This is a genomic window from Janthinobacterium sp. BCJ23 (assembly GCF_059617945.1).
On record NZ_JCAQAW010000010.1, the window covers coordinates 205,502 to 229,944 of the forward strand.

Genomic DNA, 24,443 nt, shown 5'->3' on the forward strand with positions numbered 1-24,443 from the left:
GCCGCGGCGCCATCAGCGTGTGCCGATGCGCAAGGCGGTTTGCGAAGTTGCCGGGCGTTTCAGCGTCTGCTGGCCATTCAATTTAAAGACGCTGACGACTTGCGCCAGGTTATGCGCCTGGTGCTGCATCGATTCGGCGGCGGCGGCCGACTCTTCCACCAGCGCCGCATTTTGCTGCGTGACGGCATCCATCTGGCCGATGGCGCGGTTGATCTCGTCGATGCCCACGCTTTGCTCGCTGCTCGCTGCCGTGATTTCCGTGATGATGTCGCTCACGCGCTGCACGCTGTCGACGATATCGGTCATGGTCGAACCGGCTTGTGCCACCAGCATGCTGCCCGCGTTGACTTGCTCCACGGATGCGCCGATCAGGGTCTTGATCTCTTTCGCGGCAGAAGCTGAACGCTGGGCCAGGTTGCGCACTTCGGACGCCACGACGGCAAAGCCGCGGCCCTGCTCGCCGGCGCGCGCCGCTTCCACGGCCGCATTCAGGGCCAGGATATTCGTCTGGAAGGCGATACCATCGATGACACTGATAATGTCGACGATCTTGTTAGACGAAGCGTTGATCGATTCCATCGTGCCCACCACTTGCGCCACGACTTCACCGCCCTTGACAGCCACTTGCGCCGCCGATGCCGCCAGCTGGTTCGCCTGGCGCGCATTGTCCGCATTCTGTTTCACGGTCGACGTCAATTCTTCCATCGACGACGCTGTTTCTTCCAGCGAACCGGCCTGCTCTTCCGTGCGGGAAGACAGGTCCTGGTTACCGGCGGCAATCTGTGTCGACGAGGTCGCGATGCTGTCCGTACCGCTGCGCACTTCGCCGACGATGTTGAGCAGGCTCGTGTTCATGTCCTTCAGCGCTTGCAGCAATTGCCCCGTTTCATCGTTGGCGCTGGCGTCGATCTGCGCCGTCAAGTCGCCATCGGCCACCTTGCGGGCAATCTCCACGGCCGTGCGCAAGGGACGCACGATGCCCATCGTCAACAGCCAGGCGCAGACGACGCCAAAGCCCAGCGCCAGCACGGCCAGCACCAGCAGCAGGTTGCGGCTGGTAGTGGCGACGGCGTCGATCTCGCGCGCCGTCGTGTCGATGCTGGCGCGCTGGTGTTCCAGCAAGTCCAGCACCATCTTCTGGTACTTGGCGGCGGCCGGCACGAAGGTCTTTTCAAACACCTCGTTGGCGGCATCGACCTGCGCTTCGCCCTTCAGCTTGTAGACCTGGTCGCGCGAACCGATATACACCTTGCGCTGTTCCAGCAAGCCCGCGAACATGGCTTTTTCTTCCGGCTTGTCGATCAGCGCCTCGATTTTCTTTTGCAGTTCAGCCGAGCTGGACGACGACACTTTCGATTCTTCGGCGAAATAGCCGCTGAGCGAGGTATCGCTGCTGCGGGCAATGGCGATGGTACGGCGCACGGCGCTGTCGATGCGGCCATACCAGTCGGAAATATAGCGCTCCTTGGCCAGCGGCTGCTCCATCATGACGCGCGTGGAACTGGCCACGTCGTGCAGGCGCCAGACGCTGATGCCGGTAATAAGCATGGAAAACAGCAAGATCACGGCAAAACCGAGTCCGAGGCGGACGCCGATGCTGACGTTGCGTAATACATTCATGTGACTATCCTAAAAAGCCCTGATGCAGCGCGCCGAACGGCTGATGGCATCCATTGACGCGCTGCGTGGCTGCGCTATCAAGGCGGGCATGAAAAGTGAAACCAAAGTGAAACTGGCGCACGGTTCGGCTGAACCGTGCGCCAGGAAAGGCGCTAGCGTGCGCCTTGCAGAAAAACCAAGCAATGTCGAGAGTCAATTGTTTCCGACAAACCCAGTCAAAATGACCGGCGGGGAAAAATCAAGCGGCCAATTTTTCGATCAAGCCCATGTCGGCGCTAGACATCAGCTGGTCGATATCGACCAGGATCAGCATGCGCTCGTCGATGGTGCCCAGGCCGATTACGTATTCCGTGTTGATCGAACGGCCCATGTCCGGCGCCGGCTTGATCTGCTCGGGCATCAGGGTGGTGACGTCGGAAACGCGGTCGACGACCATGCCGACGACGCGGTTGCCGATGTTGAGGATGATGACGACGGTGAACTGGTCATAGCTGGGCGTGCCCAGGTTGAACTTGATGCGCATGTCGACGATCGGCACGATGATGCCGCGCAAGTTGACCACGCCCTTGACGAACTCGGGGGCGTTGGCAATGCGGGTCGGCGTTTCGTAGCTGCGGATTTCGCTGACTTTCTGGATGTCGATGCCATATTCTTCCTGGCCCAGGGTAAAGGCCAGGTATTCGGCAGCCTTGGCAACGGTTGCGCCAGTATCGCTGGAATTGGTGTTCATGATAATCCTTTCGTTAACTCGCCTGGGGCGCAGGCCAGGGCGCGCTGCATGCAAGCCCTGGATGTGACGCGCCAAGCACGATGGAATGGCTGTCACTTGTATGTTTTTGCAAATACTTTCTCGCAATTAGCTTATGCTTCTAATTTCCGTGCGGCAATGTTACCCCATGTAAATTTTACATGCACTAAAAAAGAGCATTCGTCTGACCAGTGCTTTTCAAAAATACAATTTATGTGGCAAATACGGCACGCCGAAGTGCCGGGCGCCCCGCCCCACGCGGCGGCGTTTTATGCCACACTGGCGGCCCCTGCTTTTTTACGACTTTGAACCATGCATTCTTTGCTTTCCCAATGGCAACCACGTCTGCTGGCGCTGGCCACGGCCGGCCTGGGCGATGACAGCGCCCACGACATCAACCATCTGCACCGTGTCTGGCGCAATGCCAGCGTCCTGCTGGAAGAATATGCGCAGGCCGACGCCCTCACCGTGATGGCAGCGTGCTACCTGCACGACCTGGTCAACTTGCCGAAAAACCATCCCGAGCGCCATCTGGCCTCGCGCCAGGCGGCAACGCTGGCTTGCCGCCAGTTGGCGGAACTGGAGTTCCCGGCAGAAAAATTGGCCGGCGTGGCCCACGCCATCGAGACGCACAGTTTTTCCGCCAACCTGCCGCCGCACACGATCGAAGCGCAGATCGTGCAGGACGCCGACCGCATCGACGCGCTGGGCGCCGTGGGACTGGCGCGCCTGTTCTATACGGCCGCGCGCATGGATAGCGCGCTCGCGCACGGCACGGATCCGCTGGCCGCGCATCGCCCGCTCGACGACAAGGCCTACGCGCTCGACCATATCGTCACCAAGCTCGACAAATTGCCCGGCAAGATGCAGACGGCGGCGGGCCGCGCGCTGGCCGAACAGCGGCTGGCCGTGCTGACGGATTTCCGCGCCGCCTTCGCTGACGAATGGGGAATGAGCACATAAGCCTGGTGGCGATAGCCAGCAGCACGCATGCTATCTATAATGCAAGCCTCAGCTATCGCGCCGCGCGTCAGCAGAAAACTGCAAGACGCCGGCGCAATACCAACGCGCAGAAAGCATGCATGTCCGATCAAACCAGCCCCGACAGCCATTCCCCGTCATCGCCCGCCGCGCCCGCGCGCGCCGGCAACCTCAATTTCATCCTCGTCTGCGTCTTCATCGACATGCTGGGCATCGGCCTCGTGGTGCCCGTGCTTCCCATCCTGATCGGCAATTTTGTCGACGGCAAGGATGCCCAAGCATTCTGGTACGGCATCATGGCGGCCCTCTTCGGCTTGCTGCAGTTCATCTTCATGCCCATGCTGGGCGCCATCAGCGACCGCGTGGGACGCCGTCCCGTGCTGCTGTACTCGATGGCCGGCATGGGCATCAACTTTCTCGCCACGGGCTGGGCGCCGAACCTGGCCTGCCTGTTCATCGGCAGGGTCATCGGCGGCGTCTCGTCGGCCAGCATGTCGGTCGCGTCCGCCTATGCCTCCGACGTTTCCACGCCCGACAACCGGGCCAAGAGCTTCGGCAAGATCGGCGCCGCCTTCGGCCTGGGCTTCATTTGCGGGCCCATGCTGGGAGGCCTGCTGGGCGAAATCGATCTGCGCCTGCCGTTTTACGTGGCGGCTGGCCTGTCGGCGGCCAATTTCATCTACGGCTATTTCTGTGTGCCCGAATCGCTGCAGCCGGGCCCGCGCGCACCGTTCACCCTGGCCCGCATCAACCCGTTCGCCGCGCTGCTGAAACTGGTGCGCCGCGTGGAAATCCGCGGCCTGGTGCTCGCCTTCGGCCTGATGACGTTTGCGCAAATGATGCTCAACACCACGTGGGTGCTGTACACGCACTTCCGCTTCGACTGGACGCCGCGCCAGAATGGCATCGCCCTGTTCTGCGTGGGCCTGTGCGCGGCCGTCGTGCAGGCGGGCTTGCTGGGCATACTCATCAAACGCTTTGGCGAAGTACGCTTATCCCTGCTGGGCATGGCGTCGGGCGCCCTCACCTACCTGCTGTACGGACTGGCCACGCAAGGCTGGATGATGTATGCGCTGATCCTGTGCAACCTACTGGCCTTTGCCGCCGGCCCGGCCCTGCAAGGCATCATCTCGAAATCATCGAACGCCAGCGAACAGGGAGAACTGATGGGCTCCCTGCAATCGATCAGCAGCCTGGGCATCATCCTCATGCCTTTGCTGGGCAGCATAATCCTCGGTGAAGTGAGCCATTTGCCGCCGCAGGACTGGCGCATCGGCAGCACCTTCTATCTGTGCGCCATCATGCAAACCCTGGGCATCTTGGTGGCCTGGCGCTACTTCAAGGCGCAGCGCCTGGCCAGACTTGCGGTTTCCACCACAAAGTAGCCGCGGGGATAATATTGTATTTGAGAAATAAATAGGCGAGAATGGGATAATCAGCGGGGCGTTACCGACGCCCGGCATTCGATGGCAAGCAAGGATGGGTATGACTGACTTTTATTCCAGCGCCTGGCGCCGAACCATGGCCATGCTGGCGCTGGCGCTGCCGTCCCTGGCGGGCGCGCAATGCTCGCGCGACATCCAGGTGCCCGTCTCGGCGATCGGCGCCAGCGTGGTCGTCAGTGGCGCCACGATCAGCGGCATCTATCCCGACTTGCTGCGCAGCATGGGCGCCAAGCTCGGCTGCAACTTTGTCTTCACGGCCGTGCCCCGCGCGCGCCTGGAAGCGATGTTCGAAGCGGGCAAGGCCGACTTGCTGATCCCGGCCAGCAGCACGCCGCGGCGCGACCAGCATGGCCTGTTCATCCCGCTGATGGGCAGCCGTCCGCTGCTGATCTCGCTGCAGGGCACGCGCGCACCCATCAACACCATGCAGGAACTGATCGACCGGCGCGAATTGCGCGTGGCGCTCGTGCGCGGCTACGACTACGGCGCACCGTACCAGGCACTGGCCAAGGAATTGAGCAGCCAGGGACGCCTGTTCTACGAAGTCGACGCGCTCTCCGTGGCACGTCTGATGCAAAGCGGCTTCATCGATGCCACCATCATGGCCCCCACCATCCTCGCCGGCGTGGCGCAAAACGATGCGCGCGTGTATGGCCTGGCCGACCGATTGCGCCTGGAAGCGCTGCCGGAATTGCCGTGGGGCATGAGCGGCGCCTACCTGTCGCGCAAGTCGCTGACGACGGAAGATCAGGCCACCTTGCGCGAATTGCTGGAAAAGGCGGGCCGCTCGGGCGTCCTGATGGAAGGTTTCCAGCGCCACCACCGCCAGGAATTGTTGTCGCAGAGCATACGCCCCCGCTAAGGCCCGCATGTCCGGTCTGGTCGTCGCCGTCGTCCTGTTTGCCGCGCTGCTGCACGCCAGCTGGAACGCCATCGTCAAGTCGGGCAAGGATACCTTTCTCAGCACGGTGCTTGTCTCCGTGGGCGCGGCCCTGATCTCGCTGGCCGTGCTGCCCTTCGTCACCTCTCCCGCGCCCGCCAGCTGGCCCTATTTGGCCGCCTCGGCCGTGGCGCAGCTGGCCTATTATTCTCTGCTGGCGGCCGCCTACAAGGCCGGCGACATGAGCCATGCCTACCCATTGATGCGCGGCAGCGCGCCGCTCATCGTGGCGCTGGCCAGCTGGCCGCTGATCGGCGAGCGCCTGTCCGCCATGCAAATGGGCGCCGTCGCCTGCATCTGCGCGGGCATCCTCGGCCTGTATGTTGCCGCGCGCCGGCCCGCCACGGCTGGCGCCGCGAAAAACACGGGCCGCGCCACGGCCTTTGCGCTGGGCAACGCCTGCGTCATCGCCAGCTATACCCTGATCGACGGCATCGGCGTGCGCCTGTCCGGCGCGCCGGCCGCCTACACCATGTGGATTTTTGTCTTGAACGGAACGGGACTGCTGCTGTGGACAGCGTTGCGCCGCCCCGCCGACTTGCTTGCGTATGCGCAAACGCAATGGCGCCTGGCCGCCTTTGGCGGTTTCGGCACGCTCGCTTCGTACGGCCTGGCCCTGTGGGCCATGACGCAAGCGCCCGTGGCCGCCATCGCGGCCCTGCGCGAAACGTCGATCCTGTTCGCCATCGCCATTGCCGCGCTGTTCCTGCGCGAAAAAATCAGCCCCCGCCGCTATCTGGCTATCGCCCTGATAGCGGCAGGCGCCGTGCTCATGCGAATGGCCTAGCGGGCGTCGAGCGGCGCGATCGGCAACTCGATGGCGCTGGCCGCCCCTGCCGCGTGGTACACGCGCTGCGTCGCCTTTTTGTAATCGCCTGGCTGGGCCAGGAAGATATTCGGCACGAAGGTTTGCGGATTGCGGTCGTACAGGGGGAACCAGCTCGACTGCACTTGCACGGCAATGCGGTGGCCGGGCAGGAACACATGGTTGGCGTTCGGCAAGGCAAAACGGTAGCGCTCGATCTTGCCGGCAGGAATCGCGGTCGGATGTTCGAGGCTGTCACGGTAGCGACCGCGGAAGATGTCCATCGCCACGCCAAGCTGGTAGCCGCCCATGGCCGGCTGCGACGGCACTTCGTCCGGATACACGTCGATCAGCTTCACCACCCAGTCGGCATCCGTGCCGCTGGTGGCGGCAAACAGGTTGACCATCGGCGCGCCGGCGATGCGCACGGCCGTCTTCAACGGTTCCGAGACATAGCTGAGCACATCCGTACGGTCCGCATAGCCGCGCTGGTCGCTGACCAGCCATGGCTTCCACACGTCTGCATCGTTCAGGCGCACGGGACGGGGGACGAAAGGCACGGGTTTCGCCGGATCGGCCACGTATTCATCGAACGCGCCGCTGGCTGCATCGGCTGTGGCCGATGACGCGGCAAAGCCCAGCTTGTAGCCATCCTGCAGATAGATCGGCGTCAGCTTGGTGTCGCAGGTCTCGCAGGCCAGCGGCCACTGCTGCAGGCGCTGCCACTGGTTCGTGCCGCTCTGGTACGACACGACGGGTGCCGTGTTCGCTTCCGGCGCGCCATCCTTCAGGTATTGATTGAGGAATGGTTGCATGACTTTTTCACGGAACTGGCGCGCCGTGTCGCCGTCAAACTTCAGGGCCCCCAGGCTGGAACCTTCGTAGTTGACGCCGCTGTGGCGCCACGGGCCGATGGCCAGGTAATTGAGATTGTTGCGCGTGTCGCGCCCTTCCATCGCCCAGTAGCTGGCGTAGGGGCCATAGATGTCTTCCTGGTCCCACTGCCCTACCACGTGCATGGTGGGCACGATCAGCGGGCGCTTGGCGAGGATCTTGTCGAGCGCCTGTTCTTGCCAGTAACTGTCGTAAGCCGGGTGCTCGAACAGCTTTTTCGTATAGGTCAGCTTGTCGATGCCGAATTTCTTTGCAAAGTCGCCAGCCGAGCCGATGCGCAGATACGCATCGTAATCGTCGTAGGCGCCCAGCACGGGCGCCTCGCCGCTGCCGCGCACGCTCGTCTGCCATGCCAGGTAAGACAAGCTCGGCATGCGGAAGGCGCCGTTATGGAACCAATCGTCGCCGCGCCAGCCATCGACCATGGCGCTCATGGGAATGGCCACCTTCAGCGCCGGATGCGGGTCGACCAGGGCCATCAGCACCGTATGCCCTTCGTACGAGGAACCAAGCATGCCCACCTTGCCATTGCTTTCCGGGATATTCTTCGACAGCCAGTCGATGGTATCCCACGCATCCGTGACGTTGTCCACTTTGGTATTGTTGAGCGGGCCGCGCACGGGGCGCGTCATCACGTAATCGCCTTCCGAGCCATGCTTGCCGCGCACGTCCTGGAATACGCGGATGTAGCCGTTTTCCACCAGGGTGTCGTCGCCTTGCGGCAAGGTGGCCAGCATGCTGGCGCTGGTGGCGCGCTGGGCGCGGCGGGCAGCGTTATAGGGCGTGCGCGTGAGCATGATAGGCGCCCGTTTGGCGTCTTTCGGCACGACGATGACCGTGTACAGCTTGACGCCATCGCGCATGGGAATCATCACCACGCGCTTGACGTAATCATTCACGTCGGGCATGACCAGCTTGGCGCCGATATCGGGCGCCATCGGCGGAGTTTGCGCCATCGCGGGCGCAGCAAACAGGGAACTGATAACCAGGGCCAGGCCGGTGAGCCGGACGGGGGACGACACGCGCATACTGTTCTCCAATGGATTCATGCCACGCAAAAGTGGCCGAATGGCAATAATACCCGGAAAGCAAGTTCCACAGTAGGCTAGCCTCTGACGCAGCACAGCAGATAAATCGGGCCGCAAACTTGACAGAACGCGCCCAAACTGCAACCATAACGCCATGAAATTTATCCCTTCACAACACGCCTGCTTGAATTGGTGGTCCCGCTCACTTTCGCGCGGCCACTGTATAGTGATGTGAATTAGATCCACGCCGCCTCGATCGGTGGCGTAACAGGCTCAGCCTGGATCATCCCCGATGCAGGCGGCTCAAAAGGAAACTTGATGAGCTTGCCGAACACCCCAGATACCCAAGACCAGAATGACGCACCGGCAGCACCGCTGTCGCCCGCCGCCATCGCTTCGCAATCCGTGATCCTGACGGGCGACCGCCCGACCGGTCCCTTGCATCTGGGCCATTACGTGGGCAGCCTGCGCGACAGGGTCCGCTACCAGAACAGCTACAAGCAATTCATCATGCTGGCCGACGCGCAGGCGCTGACGGACAATATGGACGACATCGACAAGGTGCACCGCAATGTCGTCGAAGTGGCGCTCGACTACCTGGCCGTCGGCATCGACCCGACGAAAACCACGGTCTTCATCCAGTCGCAAATCCCGGAACTGGCCGAGCTGACCTTTTACTACCTGAATATCGTCACCGTGGCGCGCCTCGAGCGCAATCCCACCGTCAAGGAAGAAATCCGCCTGCGCGGCTTCGAGCGCGACATTCCAGCGGGCTTTTTGACCTACCCTGCCAGCCAGGCGGCCGACATCACGGCCTTCAAGGCAGGCGTGGTGCCCGTGGGCGAAGACCAGATCCCGATGATCGAGCAAACGAATGAAATCGTGCGCCGCTTCAACCGCATGTACAACCGCGAAGTGCTGATGGAATGCAAGGCGCTGGTACCGGACATCGGCCGCCTGCCCGGCATCGACGGCAAGGCGAAGATGAGCAAGTCGCTGGGCAATACCATCAACCTGGGCGCGACCTCGGCCGAAATCACGGCCGCCGTGAAAAAAGTCTATACCGACCCGCTGCACCTGCGCGTGGAAGACCCGGGCCACCTGGAAGGCAATATCGCCTTTACGTACCTGGACGCCTTCGATCCGGAAAAAGCGGCGCTGGCCGAAATGAAAGCCCATTACGTGCGCGGCGGCCTGGGCGACAGCATCGTCAAGAAGCGCCTGGACGTGGTCTTGCAGGAAATGCTGGCACCGATCCGCGCCCGCCGTGAAGAGTTCGCCAAGGACAAGGGGCAAGTCATCCAGATGCTGAAAGAAGGCACGTTCAAGGCACGCGAAGTGGCGGCCCGCACGGCCGATGAAGTCAAGTCGGCGCTGGGCCTCAACTACTTCTGATCACAGACAGTCAGCAAACTGATGCGCTCAGGCGGAGTCGGGTAAAATCCCGCTTCCGCCTGGGCGCGATGCATTTGTGTCACCGTGGCACCAGCAATCCGTAGAGAAGACAACGCGCCATGACCGATACCCCTATCGAACAGCTGCTGCAGCAGCATTTTTCCATCGATGCGCTGCAGCAGGCACCCGCGCCCCTGCAGCAGGCGCTGGGCATGCTGGGCGGCTGGCTGGCCGCCGAACGCGACACGCCCTATCCGCACACGCCGTATGCGGAACTGCTGACGCAATTGTCCGACACCTGCCTGCCCGCGCACGGCATGCCCGTGGCGGATTTCCTGCAAGAACTCGACACCACCGTGCTGGCCAATACGGCCCAGCTGAACCACCCGCAATACATCGGCCACATGACGCAGGCCCTGCCCTGGATCAGCGTGCTGGCCGAAGCGTTTACAGCCACCCTGAACCAGAACCAGGTCAAGATCGAGACGGCGTACGTGTCGACCCTGATCGAAAAACAGATCCTCGGCTGGCTGCACCGCCAGATCTACCAGCAGCCCGATGCCGTCTACACGCAGGCCATGGCCGCCACCAGTGGCGCGCTGGGCAATGTCGTCAACGGCGGCACCATGGGCAACTTGACGGCGCTGGCCGTGGCGCTGGAAAAACAATTACCGGGCACGCGCAAGCGGGGCCTGTTCGCCGCCATGCAGGATTCTAGCCATGCGGGGCTGGCCGTGATCGGCTCGGCGCGCAGCCATTACTCCGTGAAAAAGGCCTTGGCAACCCTGGGCCTCGGCGAAAACGCCTTGCAGCTGGTGGCCGTCGACCGCGACAACCGCATCGACGTCGCCGCGCTGGAAGCGACCATTGCCGATTTAAAACTGCGCAAGATCAAAGTCGTCGCCATGATCGGCATCGCCGGTACGACGGAAACGGGCGCCATCGACCCGCTGGCCGCGATGGCGGCCATTGCCGCGCGAGAAAGCATCTGGTTCCACGTGGATGCGGCCTGGGGCGGCGCCCTGTTGATCGCGGAACAGTACCGCGCGTTGTACGACGGGATTGCGCTGGCAGACTCCGTCGTCATCGATGGCCACAAGCTGCTATGGGTGCCGATGGCGCAAAGCATGGTGCTGTTCAAGGATAGCGCCAGCCTGAACTTGCTCAAGCACAATGCCAACTACATCTTGCGCGACAACTCGGGCGACTTGGGCCAGACGTCGCTGGAAGGCTCGCGCCGCTTCGATGCCTTGAAACTGTGGACCTCGTTCAAGGTTCTGGGCGTGTCCGGCTACACGACCTTGCTGCAGCAGGCTGCCACCCTGTCCGGCCAGTTGCAGGATTTATTGGCCGACCAGCAGGATTTCGAACTGGTCACGCGCTCCGATACCTTTATTCTGACCTACCGCTACGTGCCCACGCACTTGCGCCAGCGCATGGAGGCCTTGCTGGCCGGCGGCCAGGTGGACGCTGCCACCGAACTGAACAAGCAACTGAACACCTTGAACGCCAAGCTGCAGAACCGGCAAAAGGCGCAAGGCCACAGCTTTGTTTCGCGCACGGTACTGGAATCGACGCGCTACCCTGGCCCGACCAACGTGCTGCGCGTGGTCATGACGAATGTCAAGACGCGCCCCCACCACTTGCGCGCCATCTTGGCCGAACAGCGCGCCATCGGCCAGGCGCTGGTGGCGGAACTGGGCCTGTAAGGAATCCCCCACCCATCAGTTTTGAATGGATGCACGATGCAGCGTCTTAGCGCCCTCACCGATCTACTAAAGCATCTGTTGAAATGGCTGCTGCTGGCCTTGGTCGTGGCCGTGCTGGCGGGATCGGCCTCGGCCTTCTTCCTGTTCGCCCTGGACTGGGCCACGCGCACGCGGATGGCGCACGCCTGGCTGATCTGGCTGCTGCCCTTGGCGGGCTTTGCCGTCGGCTGGCTGTATTTGCGCTACGGCAGCAGCGTCGAAGGCGGCGCCAACCTCCTGATCGATGAAATCCACGATCCGAAAAAAATCATTCCGCTGCGCATGGCACCGCTGGTGCTGGGCGGCACCGTCATCTCGCATCTGTTCGGCGCGTCCGTCGGACGCGAGGGCACAGCCGTGCAGATGGGCGGCGCGCTGGCCGACCAGCTCACGCGCTTGTTCCGCCTGAACAACGAAGACCGCCGCATCATCCTGATGGCCGGCATCAGCGCCGGCTTTGCCTCCGTCTTCGGCACGCCGCTGGCAGGCGCCATCTTCGGCCTGGAGGTGCTGGCCATCGGCCGCCTGCGCTACGAAGCCATGCTGCCCTGCCTGGCTGCCGCCGTCATCGCCGACCAGGTGGGCTTGCTGTGGGGAGTCCACCATACGCATTACGCCGTGCCGTTGATCCCCGCCCTCTCCGCCTGGACCTTGTGCGCCATGGTGATCGCGGGCGTGCTGTTCGGCGTGACCGGTAAACTGTTTGCGCAAGCCACGCATGGTTTGAGCGGCCTGATGAAGCGCTGGATCGCCTACGCCCCGCTGCGTCCGCTGGCCGGCGGCGTGATCATCGCTGCCGCCGTGTGGCTGATCGGCACGGACAAGTATATCGGCCTGGGTATTCCCACCATCGTCGACGCGCTGAAGGAACCGCTGCCCGCCTGGGATTTTCTCGGCAAGATGGCGTTTACCATTGTTTCACTGGGCACAGGTTTCAAGGGCGGCGAAGTGACGCCCCTGTTCTACATCGGCGCGACCCTGGGCAATGCGCTGGGCCCGCTGTTGCACCAGCCCGTCCCCCTGCTGGCCGCCATCGGCTTTGTCGCCGTCTTTGCGGGCGCGGCCAACACGCCGATCGCCTCGACCCTGATGGCCATGGAACTGTTCGGCGCCGAAATCGGCATGTACGCAGCTATCGCCTGTGTCGTCGCCTACCTGTTTTCCGGCCACGCGGGCATTTACCGGGCGCAACGGGGCGGGCATGCCAAGCGCACGCCCCCCAAGGACATCGACGCATGACACAGAATATCTACGACAACGACAGCTTCTTCACGGCTATAGCCAGCTGCCGCGCTCTGTCGGCGGCCTCGACAGCGCACCGGAATGGCCTGCCCTGCGCGCCATGCTGCCCGGGATGCAAGGAAAAAGCGTGCTGGACCTGGGCTGCGGCTATGGCTGGTTCTGCCGCTGGGCTGCCGAGGCTGGCGCGGCGCGCGTGCTGGGCGTGGACGTATCGGAAAAGATGCTGGCGCAGGCAAGCACCATGGGAGAACACCCGACGGTCAGCTATGCGCGGCTTGATCTGGAACAACTGGCCTTGCCGCCAGCCAGCTACGACCTCGTCTACAGTTCGCTGGCGTTCCACTACGTCGAAGGTTTCGACACCCTGCTGGCCGCCATCCGCCACGGCTTGAAGCCAGGTGGCAAGCTGGTGTTTTCCATCGAGCACCCGATCTTCATGGCGCCGCGCCAGCCCGGCTGGCTGACGGATGCGCAAGGCCGCAAGCGCTGGCCCGTTGACAGCTACCAGCAGCAAGGCCCGCGCATCTCGGACTGGCTGGCGCCCGGCGTGATCAAGCAGCACCGCACCCTCGGCACGACCTTGAATGCTTTGCTACGCGCCGGTTTCCAGCTGGACCACGTGGAAGAATGGGGACCCAGCGACGAACAGCTCGCGCAGCAACCGGCCCTGGCCGAAGAGCGCGAGCGGCCGATGCTGTTGCTGGTGGGGTGTGGCCTCAAGTAACCGCGCCGTCAGCTGGCCACATTGCGCGTAAAGCGCAAGGTCGACGCGCCCGCATTCACGTAGGCATACGCTTGCGCGCTGCTGAAGACAAAAAATTCACCCGTGGCCAACTGCCTGGTTTCCGCCGCCAGCACGAGCTGCAGCGTTCCTTCCAGCACGTAGAGCATTTCGCTGAAGCCGGCCGGATCGGCTTGCGCATCGTAGCGCTCGCCTGGTGCCAGGGTCCACGACCACAGCTCGACCTGGCGGCTGGCGGGCGCCGCGCCCAGCAGCACGGCCTGGCTGGCCTGCGATTCGCTTTGCCACATCAGCACGCGCAGGCTGTCGTGCGGCTGCTGCGGCGGCTGGACGAGGTCGACAAAGGCCACGTTCAAAGCGGCCGCCACATGGTCGAGGTTGGCCAGGCTGATATTGGTGCTGCCAGCCTCGACGCCGTTGACCATGCGCCGGCTCAGGCCAGACTGGCGCCCCAGTTCCTCCTGGCTAAGGCCGGCGGCAAGGCGCAAGCGCCGCAGATTGGTGGCCAGGTGTGCCAGCACGCCACCGGCCTCGGCTTGACTGCGCAATATATTGCTCCTATGATGATGGGAAATATTTTGCTCATAGCATAGCGTCCCATGAAAACACACGCAAGTCCCCCGCCCGCCCTCGGCCTGCCCGAACTGGCCCTGATCGCCATCACCTTCATCTGGGGCGGGACGTTTCTCGTCGTGCAAAACGCCGTGACGGTCAGCGGCCCGCTGGCCTTCGTGGCCGCCCGCTTTGCCGTGGCCGCCAGCATCGGCGCCCTGATTTGCCGGGGCCAGTTGCGGCATTTGACGAAGGCGGAGTTGCTGACGGGCATGGCCATCGGCGTGAGCATCTTTGGCGGCTACGCGCTGCAGACCTATGGTTTGATGCATATTTCCAGCAGCAAATCGGCCTTCATCACGGCCTTTTATGTGCCCATCGTGCCGCTGGTGCAGTGGCTGGTCTTCAAGCAGCGCCCCCACCCTGCCGTGTGGGCGGCTGTCGTGCTGGCGTTCGTCGGCTTGCTGCTGCTTACCGGCACGGATGGCTTGAGCATGGCCTTCGGCACGGGCGAGCTTATCACGGCCGTGGGCGCCATCGCCATCGCCCTGGAAATCATCCTCATCAGCCGCGTCTCGCCGCAGCTGAACATCTTGCGCGTGACCATCGTGCAACTGGCGATGGCGTCATTGATCGCCCTGCTGCTGATGCCCGTCATGGGCGAAGCGCCACCTGTCATCAGCAAGACGTTCATCCTCAGCGTGCTGGCCCTGGGCTGCGCCAGCGCGCTGATCCAATATGTGATGAACTGGGCGCAAAAGCGCATCTCCGCCACGAAGGCGACCCTGATCTATGCGGGCGAACCTGTCTGGGCTGGCGTGATCGGACGTATCGCCGGCGAGCGCCTGCCGGCGCTGGCCATCGTAGGCGCGATATTGATCATTTGTGCGGGCATCCTCAGCGAGTGGCGGCCGAAACGCCTGCGCGCCGACGGCAAGGCCATCGTGCCATCAGATTAAGCGTCGGTACGCCGCAGCGCCGTATCCCCATGCAAGGCCAGCGGCACGGCCCTGGCCCAGCGGTTCGAGGACAGCGAAAACGTCAGCGCACGCACCTGGTGGTACCAGCCGGCGGGCACGTACAGCATGTCGCCCGGCTCGACGATGCATTCGATCATGGTGGCCTGGCGCGCCAGCGGGAAACGCTCGAAATCGGGCGCTTCCGGGTCGAAGGGCGAGCCGAACAGGATGGCGTTCGCTTCGCTCGGATACAGGAAGGCATCGTGGTGCGGCGGCGATAAAATGATGCGCTTGCGGCCCCACACCTGGGCGAAGATATTGTCGTCGTAATCGCAGTGCAAGGGCGTCACCGTGCCGGCCGGCCCGACCCAGAAACGCGGCGGGCCCATCTTGTCGAAATACGTGGGCCAGTGGCACAGGCGGTTCAGCTCGCGTAATTCCAGGTTGCCCAGGTAGGGCGGCAGCACATACTTGCCCTCTGCCACCAGATCCAGATATTGCCCCATCGACATATCCTGCATGGCGCGATCGGCAGCAAAGGCCGTGTTGATGTAGTCGCCTACCCGTGCGCGCACGGGCACATGGCTGAACTGCTCGCGCAAGACTTCGGGACCCAATGCCGACAGGGGCCAGCGCCGCACCAGCCCGCGCATCAGGAAAGGCAAGCCCTGCGCGGCGCGCGCACGAAAGGCGGCGGCGTCCAGCATGGCCAGGCGCGGCACCTCGGTGATGGCAGGCAAGTCGCGCGCCCCCTGCTTGATAGCCTCGCGCATGGCGTCGATAGAGGTAACACCGCGCACCTGCGCATCCTTGTCTTCGCGCGCCTGCTTGCGGGCCAGGGCCGCTTCAGGCGAACTGAATTCGGCTGGCGGCCTCGGCGGCAGTGCACGTGGCAATACGGGGGCTGCCGCAAGCGGGAGCGGCTCTTTTTTTTCTGCGGACATAAACCTTCTTTGCGATCAGGCGCCGCGCGGCATGGCGCGACAGTGCGCTATTTTAAGCCAGCAAGGCCCGTTTCAGCATATCGGCCTGCTCGCCTGCCTGGCGCGCCTTGGCTGCATACTCGCTGGCCGTGCCCGGATGCAACCAAGCCTGGGCCTTGGCGGCCAGGTTCAGGTACAGTTTTTCTTTTTCCTGCAGCGCCCTGACGGCGGCCCAGATGGCGTCTTCCGCCTTTTCATGCTGCAACTCGCCAAGCGTCTGCGCCGTAAAACTGTGGCCCGTATGGCAGCGAAAACGCTGCGGCTTCTGGCCATGCAGCTCCCACAGCGTGCCCTGGCATTCGGGACAGGTGAACGTCGATGGCGTGGCAATTTTTTCCAGTTGCTCCATATTTCCCACTCCCCGCGCAAAACGGTTTTCCACGGCAACCCACTGGGGCACGGGCGGCAAGGACTGTGCAGCGACGGCTGGCGCCGGCGCGCCGCTGGCCAGCGCCAGCAGGGCCGGCCCGATCTCGGTGGACGGCAGGCACCAGTCCACTCCGGCATGGTCGATCGCGCTTTGCGGCATGGACGGCGCCACCGCGTCCTGCGGCTCCTGCACCAGCGCCTTGCCGCCGCAGGCCTTGATGGCCTGCAAGCCCGCCGTGCCATCGTCGAGGTAGCCGCTGAGAATCACGCCCACCACCTTCGGCCCAAAAGCGGCGGCCGCGGTGCGAAACAGGGGGTCGATGGCGGGACGTGTATGGTTTTCCTTCGGTCCCCGGGTCAGCTCGACCATCGCCTGGCCGGCCAGGTTGGCAACGAGCATGTGCCGGTCCGGCGGCGCCAGCAGGATGCGCCCCGCGCGCACAGGTTCGCGCTCTTCGGCAAAGCGCACGGGCAAGGCGGAGGTTTTGCTGAGGATCTCTGGCAGCACGCTATTGCGCGCGCCTACATGCATGACGGCCAGGATTGCCGCGGGCAGGTCCGCCGGCAAGGTGGCGAAGATGGTGGACAGCGCGCTTACGCCGCCCACCGAGGCCCCCATGACGATCAGCGTTTCCATGCCTGCCCCTTTCGCGCCCGGATCACTGAACTATTTTGCCGCGCCTAGTGACAAGATTCCGTGCGCCGACTAACACTGTACGCAGCGTTAGGTTAGAACAGAGACGTAACGACACCTGACAAAACCGTCGCGAGCGGAAGGGAGAGGTGGCCGAGTGTCTTCAGACTGGCGTCTTGAATATTGGATCCACGATGAACTGCTGCGCCTTGATGCGCAAGGTACGCTCCTCGTCCAGCTCGGCGCGCGTTTCGCCCAGCTCTTCGCGTTCCGCTTCCAGTTCCAGGCGCGCGGCCGCCAGTTCCGTTTCCACGCGTGTCAGGCTTTCCAGCTTCAGCTGGGCCTGGATCAGTTCCGCGCGCGCCGCTTCGGCGGCCTCTTCCAGACGGGGGATGCCTTCGAGCTTGAACTGCGCCTTGGCCAGGTCCATGCGCGCCTGCTCTGCCGCCTCTTCCAGGCGCGGCAAGCCTTCCAGGCGAAGCTGCGCCTTGGCCAGGTCCGTGCGGGCCTGGTTCGCCACTTGCCGCTCGCGCTCGAGCTCCTCGCGCAAGGTTTCCAGCTCGCCCGCCTGCAGGTCGAGCAGTTCTTGCTGGCGCTCGTTCTCGCTGGCCAGGTCCATCAATTCCTGTTGATTGTCGTTCATCTCGGCTTCATGCGCGCTGTGGCTGGCGCTTAATTCCTGTCCTACATAATCGAGGATGGCTTGCTGCAGCACGGGCGACAGTTCGGCGGCGGCAGCGATCTGGCGCTGCGCACCGGCCTTGCGGCGCTGCAATAGCTTGCTGATGGTGCCCAGACAGGCGCCGTTGCCCAGCCGTTCGCGCAAGGCGCGCACCGTGATGGACTGGCCTTCGCCGGCCATCGCTTCCATTGCCGCATTGATCTGTTCCGCGCTTACTTTTGCCATGTCGTGTGCTCTTGAATGTTGCCCAGGGCAATCTTGCCCAGGGGCATTATCTTATGCCAGCGGCGGCAAAGCGTAAAGTATTTCTCAATAGTGATTGCAATTGCACAACAGAACGTTGTGCAAACATGCGGCCTGGGATGTTTTACTCTTCGAGCAGACCATTTTCCGTGAGCATATCCTGCACCAGTTCCAGGCGCAGCACGGGATTGTCCTGGCTCAGCAATAGTTGTTTTTGCATGGCGCTCAGAGACAGCAGCTCGCACCAGCGGTTCGCCACCCAGCCGCACTCGTCGAGGCGGTATGGCGGCTGCAGGGGCATTTGATCGGGCGGGATCTTTTGCTCCTGCAGGGTACGGATCAGGGCGCCGAGCGCGTCGGCTACATTCTGCTGCTCTTGCGGGATGGGGATGGTTTTATCGGGCGCCAAGGTGTCGACCTGCGCCATCCACAAGCCGTGCTTCAGCTGTTCGCTGGAGACGATGTGGAAGCGCTGCATGCCCATGCATTTGATTTGCAGCAAGCCCGACAGAGGCGCGGCCCAGTCGACGACGCGCGCCAGAGTGCCCACGGGCGCCAGGGTTTCCAGCTGGCCCGGCTTGCGCACTTCCGCACCTTCCAGCAGCTGCACCACGCCGAACGGCTGCTCGCCCATGATGCACTGACGTATCATGTCCAGATAGCGTACCTCGAAGATCTGCAGGGGCAGATAGCCGTCGGGATACAGCACCGTATTGAGCGGGAACAAAGGTATCGAGGTCATGGCGCATGATGGCACGAATGGCATATCCGTGCAGCGCGCTTTGCCTTTCAGCTTAACTGCGCCGATTATTTGTAAAAGCGCCTTTTCTTGGCTCGCTCCGCCGCCTTCGGCGCCAGCACTTTCACGGCCTTTTTCTGGATCGTGCCGCCGGCGGACGTGCCCGGCACGCGGTGCTCGGCCTCGAAACCGGGTTCTTCGCTGCGTTTCAAGGTTTGCCGCGTCAGCGCTTCGACGGCCGACAGCAACTCCACCTCGTCGGCGCAGACGAGCGAGATCGCTTCGCCCGAGGCGCCCGCGCGGCCCGTGCGGCCGATGCGGTGGATATAGTCTTCCGCCACGGTGGGCAAGTCGAAATTGACGACGACGGGCAATTGGTCGATATCGAGGCCACGGGCGGCCACGTCGGTAGCCACCAGCACCTGCACTTCGGCGGATTTGAAACGGGCCAGCGCGCGCAGGCGGTTCGGCTGCGTCTTGTCGCCGTGAATCGAATCGGCGCGCACGTCCTGCTCCAGCAAAGTGTTCACCAGCAGCTCGACACCCTTGCGCGTCTTGACGAAGACCAGAACCTGGCCCCAGCGCTTTTTCTTCAGCAAGTGCAAAAACAGTTCCGGCTTGCGTTTCTTGTCGCACACGATCACCGATTGCTTGACGGCCTTGACCGTGCTGTTGCGCGCACTCACCTCGACCGAGACGGGATCCTTCAACATGGTTTTCGCCATGGCGCGGATGGCGTCCGAGAAGGTGGCCGAGAACAGCAGGGTCTGGCGCTGCTTGGGCATGGTCATCAGCAATATATCGAGCTCGCGCTCGAAGCCCAGGTCCAGCATGCGGTCGGCCTCGTCCAGCACCAGGGTTTGCACTTGCTCGAACTTGACGGCGCCCTGCGTCTGCAAGTCCAGCAAGCGGCCCGGCGTTGCCACCAGCACGTCGAGGCCCTTGCGCAATTTGCTGATCTGCGGCTCGATGGGCACGCCGCCATACGCGACAAAGCTGCGCAGCGGCAAATTGCCGCCATAGCTGCGGAAGCTGGCATAGACTTGCTCGGCCAGTTCGCGCGTGGGCACGAGCACGAGCACGCGCACGCACTGGGGCGCCACCACGCCTTCCAATGTCAGGCGCTGCAGCAGCGGCACGGCGAAACCGGCCGTCTTGCCCGTACCCGTCTGGGCGGCGGCCATCAGGTCGCGCCCGGCCAGCACGGCAGGAATCGCTTGCGCCTGCACGGGTGTGGGCTTGGCATAGCCGAGCTCGTCAAGTTTGCGGACCAGGGGATCGATCAGGCCGAGGGAGGAAAACGTCATGGGGAAAGCAATCTTGGCAAAGTAAAAGGTGGCGCGCACGGACTGGCCGTGCGCGCAATTGCCGAGATTATAGGCCAGCGGGGATGCCGGCCGGGGTTTACAGTATAGAAACAGCGCGCTCAGAACTTCATTTCCAGGGTCGCGCGCGCCTGCGGCGAACTCGGCGAAATACTGTTACGGGCTATCGTGCCGCTGGCGTCCGCATACGTGGTGGTGCTTTCGAAGTCTTGCGCCAACAAGTTCGACACGGCCAGACGCAGCTGGTTCTTCGCATCAAATTTCCACAGCGCATAAATGTCGACGTCGCGCCGCGGCGAGGTGTAGGCGCTCTGGCGCTCGGTGATGCGCACGGGGCCGCCATTGCGGAAGTTGAAGCTGCCACCCGTCGTCAGCACGCCGTCGGGCGTCTTGTAGTCGAGACCGAAGTTGCCGCTGACGGGGGTTTGCTGGTCGAGCCGGTTGTTCGGTCCCGGCACCTGGTCCACCTGCGACCAGTTGCGGCTGATGCTGGCGCGCAAGTCGATGGCTGGCACGGGCGCGGCCATCACGGCACGCAGCGGGAACTTCGCTTCCAGTTCCAATGTCTGAGTATTGGCGCGGCCATCGTTGACGGGCGTCGATACCCAGCGGTCATTGATGAACAGCAAGCCCTGGCGCGTATAGCCATCGATACGGCGCGCCGAGGCGCGCGCGCTGAGCAAGGCGCCTTCGGCCCAGTAGTGCTCGTACGAGGCGTCGATGCCCAGCGCCAGCTCCGGTTTCAGGTAGGGATTGCCTTCGCGGTCGGGGTCTGTCTGGCTATTGTTGGTCGAGGTATTGCGGCGCGGAATCAGGCTCGCCGTGGGCTGCGCCTTGTAGGTGCGCGTCAGGGCCAAACGTACCTGGTCGCCCTTGGTATCGGGCAGCTTCCACAGGGTCTGCAGCAGCGGGCTCCACACGCTGGTGCGCTGGTTCACTTCGTCATAGGTATCGCCCGCGCTGCGCGTATCGATGCCTTCCCAGCGCACGCCCGCATACATCGACCAGCGCGGCGTGATTTCCCAGTCATCCTGCACGTACAGGGCCAGGCGCTTGATGGTGGCGTCGAAACCTTCGTCGCTGTTGACGGGTGGACGCGCGCCCAAGGCAGCCAGAGCCGCTTCACGCTGGCGGCGCGTTTCATCGCGCTCCGTGTAGGCGCCGTCCCAGCCCATCGACAATGCATGGCCGGGCAGCAAGGGCGACGAATATTTGCCCGTCGAACTGACGCCGTTTTCCGTCGCCTTCACGCCCACCTTGCGCTCGAGCGCCAGGCCGCTGCCGTCGACAAAGCCTTGCTGTAGGCTGTCGGACGTATTGCGGGCGGCCGAGGCGCCGATTTTCAGTTCCAGTCTGGCGCCGCCGGCCAGCTTGTGCATCCACGTCAGGTCGCTGCGGCCGAAGGCGTTGTGGTTGCTTGAACTGCCTGTATTGGTGTCATAGTCGGGGCGCACGCCCTGCTCCGTTTCGGCCCGGCTGAAGTTGCGGTGATTCGAGCGCCCGCCATTGAAAAAGAATTGCGCCGTCACATTGTCGCCATTGGCCAGCACCCAGTTCAGGCGCGGCGACAGATTGATGCCTTCCGGACGGCCATCGCCCGTGCCATTCGTGCGGCGCAGCAGGTTTTGCCGGCCGTCGGGCGTGTAGCCCAGTTCCAGTCCCGGATTGTCGTAATGGTAGTCGTAGCGGAACAGCGAACCGGCCATCGAGTACGAAAAATTGCCGTCGCGGTCGGACAACTGCACGTTGACGCTGGGCGAAAAGCTCACGTCGCTGCCCTGCACGCCCAGTTTGAGTTCGCGCTGCGCCGTCTTCACGGCTTTCTTGAGCACCACATTGATGGTGCCGGCGATCGACTGCGTGCTGTATTCGGCGCTGGCCGCATGCAGAATCTCGATGCGTTCGATCACGTCGGGCGACAGGGTGTCGAGCGAGAAACCGGCAGGCGCCCGCTCGCCATTGAGCAGTATCTGCGTGTAGCCGCTGCCCAGCCCGCGCATGCGGATTTCGCCGCCCGAGCGTCCGGCCGCGCCGGAGACGGTAATGCCGGGCAAGCGCTTGAGCACGTCGGTGACATTCGTGTCGCCATACTTGAGGATTTCCTCGCTGCCCACGACCATCTTGCTGGCCGTATCGTCGCGGCGCGGATCGTAGCCGCTGCCCTTGACTTCGACGGTTTGCATGGCCGGTGCGGCGGGCTTTTCAGCCTTCGGCGGCGCAGTGGTGGCGGCAGCGGCCGTGTCGGCTGGCGCTTCAGATTGCTGGGCCTGGGCATTCCAGGCAAGTAAAACGGCTGAACAAAGGACGGTAAGGCGGAGGCAACGGCGTGGCATCATGACCTGGCTGAAAAAAGTTGGCTGAATAAAAATGGCTAAAAGCTAAAAAACAGGCCGCCGTATTGTGCTGCAATTTTTTCCGAGTGGCGCAGTTTCCCGAAAATATTTCTTACAGCAAATTAAATTCGGCGGCGGACTGCGATACGCACCCTTGCATACGGCGCATATCATTGCGCGCCACATCGCCGCTATAATGCGTTTTCACCATTGTTCCCATCATCCCGTCAAAGGCTTCCCATCGTGTCTGACCGTCTTGCCGTCCTGCCTCAATATCTGCTTCCAAAAGGAGCGTTGACCAACTTTGCCGGCCGGATCGCCGGCGCCAAAGGCGGCGCCATGACCACGCGTTTGATCCGCTGGTTCGTCGGCCGCTACAACGTCAACATGGATGAGGCGCTGGACCCGGACATCACGCACTACACGAGCTTCAACGACTTTTTCACGCGCGCGCTGCGCCCCGATGCCCGTCCGCTGGCCCAGGCCGACTACATCTGCCCCGTCGATGGCCGCATCAGCCAGTTCGGCACGATCGACAAGGACCAGATCTTCCAGGCCAAGGGCCATAACTTCAGCACCACGGCCCTGGTCGGCGGCGACGCGTCCCTGGCGGCCCAGTTCGAACACGGCAGCTTCGCCAATCTGTACCTGAGCCCGCGCGACTACCACCGCATCCACATGCCGTGCGATGGCCGATTGACGCGCATGATCTATGTGCCCGGTGAATTGTTTTCCGTCAACCCGACGACGGCGCGCGGCATTCCCGGCCTGTTCGCCCGCAACGAGCGCGTCGTCTGCGTATTTGACACGGCCAACGGCCCCTTCGTCATGACATTGGTCGGCGCCACCATCGTCGGCAGCATGGCCACCGTCTGGCACGGCGTCGTCAACCCGCCCCGCACGGGCCAGGTGCGCGACTGGAGCTATGCGAACGACAATGTCGTGCTGAAACAGGGCGAAGAACTGGGCCGCTTCCTGCTCGGTTCCACCGTCGTCATGCTGTTCCCGAAAGACACCGTGCAATTCAACGCCAGCTGGCAACCGGCCGGCCCCGTGCAGCTGGGCGAAGTCATGGGCAACCTGCCCAAGTAAGCCAACGGGACGCGCGCCTACACGGGCGCGTCGGTCTTGTACATTTCTTCCATCAAGTCCAGGAACGCGCGCGTCTTGGCCGGCATCAACCGCCGGCCGGGAAACACGGCCCAGCCCGTGACCAGCGGAAAACTCCACTCCGGCAGCACGCGCACCAATTCCCCCGTCGCTACATAGGCCTTGGCAAAGCGGTCCGTGCTGGCCGCGATGCCCACGCCCGTGCACGCCATGCGCACCAGCAATTCAGGCGAGTTGGCCAGCAGGCGCACGGGCAGATCGCGCTCCCAGGTGGTCTTGCCGCGGATCAAAGTCCAGTGCACGAGGCCATGCACGGCGCGCGGCAAGCTGAGCAAATCATGACCGTACAGATCGTCGGGATGCTCGGGCAAGCCGTGCACACTCGTGTATTTCGGCGAGGCATACAACGCCAGGGTGCTGAACGCCACGCGGCGCGCTGACAGGCTGGCGTCGTCGGGCAAATTGCCCATGCGGATGGCCAGGTCGAAGTTCTCTTCCAATAAATCCACGCGGCGCGCCGACAAGTCCAGTTCCAGCGAAATGGCCGGATAGCGGCGCACGAACTCGGCAAGCACCTGGCGCATCAGGGTGTCGCCGAAATCGGCCGGCATGGAAATGCGCAGCAAGCCGCTGGGCCCCGCCTGGCGGTGCTGTGCCAGGGCGCCGGCCGCCTCCGTTTCCTCGACCACCTTGCGCGCATGCTCGAGCAGGCTGGCGCCAAACTCCGTCAGCGCCAGCTTGCGCGTCGTGCGCAGCAGCAATCGTTCGCCCAGTTTCGCTTCCAGCAGCGAGATGCGCCGCGACAGCGTCGATTTGGGCAAGTCCACGCGCACGGCGGCGCGACTGAAACTGCCGCATTCGACGACTCTGGCAAACAGCAGCAAATCTCCGGGATCGATATCCATAAAACCTCATTGTTCCATTGG

Annotated in this window: 21 protein-coding genes and 1 pseudogene; 11 read left to right on the plus strand and 11 right to left on the minus strand. The window is 63.2% G+C overall.

From position 1 onward, the window contains the following. Positions 1-12 precede the first annotated feature (12 nt). Positions 13-1,620 (minus strand): methyl-accepting chemotaxis protein, encoded by a 1,608-nt coding sequence (locus tag AC54AG_RS25280; protein WP_338682048.1) that lies wholly within the window; start codon positions 1,618-1,620, stop codon positions 13-15. A gap of 238 nt (positions 1,621-1,858) precedes the next feature. Then, the gene (locus AC54AG_RS25285; protein WP_034752308.1) at positions 1,859-2,350 is read right to left on the minus strand and encodes a chemotaxis protein CheW; all 492 of its coding nucleotides are present in this window, start codon (positions 2,348-2,350) and stop codon (positions 1,859-1,861) included. 48 nt (positions 2,351-2,398) lie between these two features. Between AC54AG_RS25285 and AC54AG_RS25290 the strand changes: the two genes are divergently transcribed. From AC54AG_RS25290 to AC54AG_RS25310, 5 genes are all read left to right on the plus strand, one after another. Beyond that, positions 2,399-2,677 (plus strand): hypothetical protein, encoded by a 279-nt coding sequence (locus AC54AG_RS25290; RefSeq protein ID WP_139143373.1) that lies wholly within the window; start codon positions 2,399-2,401, stop codon positions 2,675-2,677. A 3-nt stretch (positions 2,678-2,680) separates the two neighbouring features. Continuing rightward, entirely contained in the window at positions 2,681-3,331 is a 651-nt protein-coding gene (locus AC54AG_RS25295) for an HD domain-containing protein (RefSeq protein ID WP_070303118.1), read from the plus strand. After that, complete coding sequence (locus AC54AG_RS25300) at positions 3,313-4,734, plus strand: TCR/Tet family MFS transporter (RefSeq protein ID WP_496632047.1); 1,422 nt, start codon at positions 3,313-3,315, stop codon at positions 4,732-4,734. Before AC54AG_RS25295 ends, AC54AG_RS25300 begins: the two co-directional genes overlap by 19 nt. A gap of 100 nt (positions 4,735-4,834) precedes the next feature. Then, positions 4,835-5,656 (plus strand): substrate-binding periplasmic protein, encoded by an 822-nt coding sequence (locus AC54AG_RS25305; RefSeq protein WP_331778709.1) that lies wholly within the window; start codon positions 4,835-4,837, stop codon positions 5,654-5,656. Positions 5,657-5,663: 7 nt separating this feature from the next. Continuing rightward, complete coding sequence (locus AC54AG_RS25310) at positions 5,664-6,521, plus strand: EamA family transporter (protein ID WP_496632049.1); 858 nt, start codon at positions 5,664-5,666, stop codon at positions 6,519-6,521. On the opposite strand, the gene AC54AG_RS25315 is transcribed toward AC54AG_RS25310, so the two are convergent. Then, a complete protein-coding gene (locus AC54AG_RS25315) occupies positions 6,518-8,461 on the minus strand; it encodes a CocE/NonD family hydrolase (protein ID WP_219328410.1) in 1,944 nt (647 codons plus the stop codon). The two genes, AC54AG_RS25310 and AC54AG_RS25315, sit on opposite strands and share 4 nt — an antisense overlap. Positions 8,462-8,779: 318 nt before the next feature. Here AC54AG_RS25315 and trpS point away from each other — a divergent pair, with 318 nt between their 5' ends. The 4 genes and pseudogenes from trpS (at position 8,780) to AC54AG_RS25335 (ending at position 13,570) form a co-directional block, all read left to right on the plus strand. Beyond that, on the plus strand, positions 8,780-9,856 hold the full coding sequence (trpS, locus tag AC54AG_RS25320; RefSeq protein WP_217494627.1) for a tryptophan--tRNA ligase: 1,077 nt from the start codon (positions 8,780-8,782) through the stop codon (positions 9,854-9,856). Positions 9,857-9,975: 119 nt separating this feature from the next. Beyond that, on the plus strand, positions 9,976-11,565 hold the full coding sequence (locus AC54AG_RS25325; protein WP_496632051.1) for a pyridoxal-dependent decarboxylase: 1,590 nt from the start codon (positions 9,976-9,978) through the stop codon (positions 11,563-11,565). Between the two features lie 36 nt (positions 11,566-11,601). Then, positions 11,602-12,843 carry a voltage-gated chloride channel family protein gene (locus AC54AG_RS25330; protein ID WP_496632053.1) on the plus strand — a complete coding sequence of 414 codons (1,242 nt, stop codon included), beginning with the start codon at positions 11,602-11,604 and terminating at the stop codon, positions 12,841-12,843. After that, positions 12,840-13,570, plus strand: a pseudogene (locus AC54AG_RS25335) (class I SAM-dependent methyltransferase). The gene AC54AG_RS25330 and the pseudogene AC54AG_RS25335 overlap by 4 nt, the downstream one beginning before the upstream one ends. A gap of 8 nt (positions 13,571-13,578) precedes the next feature. On the opposite strand, the gene AC54AG_RS25340 reads toward AC54AG_RS25335, so the two are convergent. After that, a complete protein-coding gene (locus AC54AG_RS25340) occupies positions 13,579-14,136 on the minus strand; it encodes a helix-turn-helix domain-containing protein (RefSeq protein ID WP_496632055.1) in 558 nt (185 codons plus the stop codon). Between the two features lie 51 nt (positions 14,137-14,187). On the opposite strand from AC54AG_RS25340, the gene AC54AG_RS25345 reads away from it, so the two are divergent. After that, on the plus strand, positions 14,188-15,099 hold the full coding sequence (locus AC54AG_RS25345; protein WP_496632057.1) for a DMT family transporter: 912 nt from the start codon (positions 14,188-14,190) through the stop codon (positions 15,097-15,099). Here AC54AG_RS25345 and AC54AG_RS25350 read toward each other — a convergent pair. The 6 genes from AC54AG_RS25350 to AC54AG_RS25375 all read right to left on the minus strand — a co-directional run bounded on the left by AC54AG_RS25350 (position 15,096) and on the right by AC54AG_RS25375 (position 22,257). Beyond that, a complete protein-coding gene (locus AC54AG_RS25350) occupies positions 15,096-16,043 on the minus strand; it encodes a cupin-like domain-containing protein (protein WP_496632059.1) in 948 nt (315 codons plus the stop codon). The two genes, AC54AG_RS25345 and AC54AG_RS25350, sit on opposite strands and share 4 nt — an antisense overlap. A 52-nt stretch (positions 16,044-16,095) precedes the next feature. After that, complete coding sequence (locus tag AC54AG_RS25355; protein ID WP_496632061.1) at positions 16,096-17,088, minus strand: chemotaxis protein CheB; 993 nt, start codon at positions 17,086-17,088, stop codon at positions 16,096-16,098. Positions 17,089-17,248: 160 nt separating this feature from the next. After that, positions 17,249-17,992 carry a DNA-binding protein gene (locus AC54AG_RS25360; RefSeq protein WP_034752328.1) on the minus strand — a complete coding sequence of 248 codons (744 nt, stop codon included), beginning with the start codon at positions 17,990-17,992 and terminating at the stop codon, positions 17,249-17,251. Between the two features lie 142 nt (positions 17,993-18,134). Then, a complete protein-coding gene (locus tag AC54AG_RS25365) occupies positions 18,135-18,752 on the minus strand; it encodes an LON peptidase substrate-binding domain-containing protein (RefSeq protein WP_496632063.1) in 618 nt (205 codons plus the stop codon). Positions 18,753-18,817: 65 nt separating this feature from the next. Further along, positions 18,818-20,056, minus strand: a complete 1,239-nt coding sequence (locus AC54AG_RS25370) for a DEAD/DEAH box helicase (RefSeq protein WP_496632065.1) — start codon at positions 20,054-20,056, stop codon at positions 18,818-18,820. Between the two features lie 119 nt (positions 20,057-20,175). Beyond that, positions 20,176-22,257 (minus strand): TonB-dependent receptor plug domain-containing protein, encoded by a 2,082-nt coding sequence (locus AC54AG_RS25375; protein WP_496632067.1) that lies wholly within the window; start codon positions 22,255-22,257, stop codon positions 20,176-20,178. Between the two features lie 393 nt (positions 22,258-22,650). On the opposite strand from AC54AG_RS25375, the gene asd reads away from it, so the two are divergent. Continuing rightward, positions 22,651-23,499, plus strand: a complete 849-nt coding sequence (asd, locus tag AC54AG_RS25380) for an archaetidylserine decarboxylase (RefSeq protein ID WP_034752331.1) — start codon at positions 22,651-22,653, stop codon at positions 23,497-23,499. A 17-nt stretch (positions 23,500-23,516) separates the two neighbouring features. Here the strand turns inward: asd and AC54AG_RS25385 are convergent, their stop codons facing one another. Next, positions 23,517-24,422 carry a LysR family transcriptional regulator gene (locus AC54AG_RS25385; protein ID WP_496632070.1) on the minus strand — a complete coding sequence of 302 codons (906 nt, stop codon included), beginning with the start codon at positions 24,420-24,422 and terminating at the stop codon, positions 23,517-23,519. Positions 24,423-24,443: the final 21 nt, after the last annotated feature.